The organism is Sulfitobacter sp. 1A15258 (assembly GCF_043557045.1).
In the GTDB taxonomy this organism is placed as follows: domain Bacteria; phylum Pseudomonadota; class Alphaproteobacteria; order Rhodobacterales; family Rhodobacteraceae; genus Sulfitobacter; species Sulfitobacter faviae.
Window position 1 is genome coordinate 1 of sequence record NZ_JBIFFK010000034.1, and the last position, 2,986, is coordinate 2,986.

General features: G+C 53.4%; 4 protein-coding genes. 1 reads left to right on the top strand and 3 read right to left on the bottom strand.

What is annotated here, in order from left to right; translation table 11 throughout:
* A partial coding sequence (locus ACGYK9_RS19210; protein ID WP_394422710.1) for a sulfotransferase occupies window positions 1-714 on the top strand: 714 nt, incomplete at its 5' end.
* Window positions 715-762: 48 nt separating this feature from the next.
* Here ACGYK9_RS19210 and ACGYK9_RS19215 read toward each other — a convergent pair.
* The 3 genes from ACGYK9_RS19215 to ACGYK9_RS19225 form a co-directional block, all read right to left on the bottom strand.
* Complete coding sequence (locus ACGYK9_RS19215) at window positions 763-1,386, bottom strand: hypothetical protein (protein ID WP_394415292.1); 624 nt, start codon at window positions 1,384-1,386, stop codon at window positions 763-765.
* A gap of 148 nt (window positions 1,387-1,534) precedes the next feature.
* The gene (locus ACGYK9_RS19220; RefSeq protein ID WP_394415295.1) at window positions 1,535-1,858 is read right to left on the bottom strand and encodes a hypothetical protein; all 324 of its coding nucleotides are present in this window, start codon (window positions 1,856-1,858) and stop codon (window positions 1,535-1,537) included.
* Between the two features lie 186 nt (window positions 1,859-2,044).
* Window positions 2,045-2,533, bottom strand: coding sequence for a MarR family winged helix-turn-helix transcriptional regulator (locus tag ACGYK9_RS19225; RefSeq protein ID WP_394415298.1), 489 nt, complete (start codon window positions 2,531-2,533; stop codon window positions 2,045-2,047).
* Between the last annotated feature and the right edge of the window lie 453 nt (window positions 2,534-2,986).

Consider the following 2,986-nt stretch of genomic DNA (forward strand, 5'->3'; position numbering starts at 1 on the left):
TTTTTTGACCATAAGTTCATTGCTGAATGCCGGCGGTGGGCGCCGTGGCATGTCAAACAGGGACTTCAGGGGGCGCGCGCGCGCCATCTCGCAAGCGCCTCACCCCCAGATGAGGCCTATCTGGCGTATCTTGATCGTCTGCAGACCGCGCCCATTTTGAACGGCACGTGGTATAAGTACATTTTTTCCCGCGCTCCGGAGGATCAAAAATGTCTTGATGTCACGCCGGAGTACTCATGTATTCCAGATGAGGGTGTGGACTTTTTCGGGCGCTTTTTGCCGCAGAGCAAACTGATCTACCTCATCCGTAACCCCTTGGATCGGTTGAAGTCTCAGTTACGCATGAATGCACATCGCAGGAAGAAACTGCCTTCATCGCCACAGGAGTGGGAGGAGCTCCTCGACATGCCTGCACTTCGTACGCGCGGAGATTATCTGAACAATGTGCCCCGGTGGAGCGCACGTTTTGCGCCAGATCAATTGCTGTACTTACCCTACGGACAAATCGGAAAAGACCCTTTGAGCCTTTTGCGCAAGATCGAGCATCATTGTGGCTTGCCTTCCTCTGAGTACTCTCAAGCTGCTGAGAGAGTTCATCAAACAGCGCCGCTGCAGTTGCCGGACTATGTCATTGAGCGTTTGGAGGAGCTGGCTGCGCCCCAGGCCGCGTTTCTTCGAAGCCATTTTGGCGAAAGCTTCTATAAAGAAACGTAAGAAAGGGGCATGGAACATTGTCTGACGTGGCGAAGGTCAAACTTGGCCTCAGCCGTCACGCAAGGTGACCTTCGACATGGTGGCAATCCTGATCAGATCGAGCTCATACTGAGCATCCATACGGATCTGGAGCTCTTCATCGATTTGGACAATCTTACTGAGAAGCTTTGCGCTTTTAAGGTGATGGCAAGCCTCTTGCGACAGAGCTTTGCGGGTTTGAGGATCAACAAGCTCGACGTCTATATCAAGCAGGGCTGCCAAGAACGGTAGCATCACCTGATGGGGCTGCTCGAAATTCCAAACTGTTAGGGTAGCTCTGGGACAGGCAGCCGTGATGCGAGACACCAGGTCGGCCCAAGAATGAACTGGCGCCGCGCGGTCAGAAGGACCGGGGGAGATGTCATCATCCGCCAGCAGATATGTCCAAGATTCTGCTTGAGGGGCGATTGCTAAATGCAGATGCAGCTGGCGGTCGGAGAACGCATTGTCGAGGTTTTGAGCTCTGCGCTTGGCTTTAGGAAACATGGTTTTTTTGGTGAGCATATCGCTCACCGGGCCGAGAAGGGCGTGTTCGCTGATGATAATGTGCTTAAAAGCGTCAAGAGTTTTGTTGTCCTTTAGAACAGGCTCAACAGCCCCTTGTAGAAGGCCCAGTTTGTCTGAGGCGACCATTGTCGCTCTAAAGTGCTGAACGTATTCATGGCGCGTGATGGCTTTGGTCGACGTACTTAGTAAGACCTTCCCCAAGTGATTTGATATGCATTCTATAAAGCCGGTCGCGATACGGTTTGCCCCAAAGTGGACAGTTGCCGTTCTTTGGTCAGGCATCATCAAACTCCGGAAACCCGTGCTGAGAAATTGTCTCATGGCCTTGGGCGATGCCTTTAGCGGCCTGCGCCAGCGCACCAGCTTGGTGCATAAGAATTTTGTACTTTAGCTCCAGCGCCGCGAGGCTTGGCTCCAACCGCGTGAGCTCTGCCTCGGTGAGGCTGTTTGCGGCTTCATCAGAAGATAGAATTTCTTCGAGAAGCTCTGCAACTTCTGCCAACCGAGCTTGGATCAGGGCGCGATCTTTTGCGTCAAAGCCGCTGACTTTGAGAGAAAGAGCCTCTTCCTCGGCATCAATCGTTAGCTTGAAGCTCATGGCCTATTCCCCCCGTAAATCCGCTGTATCATTGACTAAAATCGACCTTATCTGCGTTCTTGCGCGCTCTTTGATAGATGCAACAGGCTCTTGGCGTCGAGCTGTGCTTTGCGAGCTTTTCAGGCCGCACTTTTTGCGTTTTTTAGTACTGGAAGGCCGTAAAGGCTCTTCAGAGCATGGCGGCATTCAAAGCGCTCTCAAGTTTATTCCGACGTCTCTTCGGCTGCGCGCCTTGCGATATGCGGTTAGGTGGGTTTCGCGTACAGTCTGCAACATGCTCTGCAAAGATGTCCAATCTTCATTAGACATGTCACCGCGGGTGACAGCGTCCACCTCGTCTCCTACGTCTTTCAGTGTCGTCAGAAGCGGGGCTGCCTTCTGTGTGACTTGAACTATTTTGGCGCGACGGTCATTCGGGTCAGTGTTTCGGGACACCAGGCCTGCGGCTTCGAGATTCTTCAGAACGCGCCCGGCGCTCATTGCGCCAAAACCAGTCAGATCGCTCAGCTCGTTTTGGTTCAAGGGGCCGAAGCGGGCGATATTTGTCAATGTTCGTGCTTCGCCTGGCGTAATGCCCAGTGCTGCCTCCTGTACTTTGCGCTCAAACTGCGATCGCAATATGCGAGTGATATCAAGTAGTAAGAATAGGGTGCTGTTAGAGTCTATGGGTTGCATGAAGGGCCCTGATCGTTTGTCGTGCAGGCAATACTAAGAGAGGCATATGAATAAAAGCTGTTCCTAAGCCTTAGCCAAAGGCGCACCGCCACATGCTGTCACGGTCCTGCATCTGGGGCCAACCAGTTGTTTGCCGCCTTGCCGCGGAGCGAAGAGCTCTTGTAATGCGTTGGCGGATGCACCCCTGGCTGGATTAGGAGACTGCGCAAAAGCACGGGCTCAGCATAGAGGGCTCTGAACCGGGTGGGATGGCGAGTAGGCGCCCCCCATCGGGCTGATTGATCATGTCCGATGCAGCGCTTATGATCCGAGCGCTTGCAGATCGGACGAAGATTGGCGTTCAATGAAGGGGTAAGCCCGTGCCGATCTGGCAGTACGCTGTCGGCCTCCGAGGCTTGTTTGATTTTGGGGAAAGATGGTGGCACGGCTAACGTGGAAAGAAATTGATCGCAC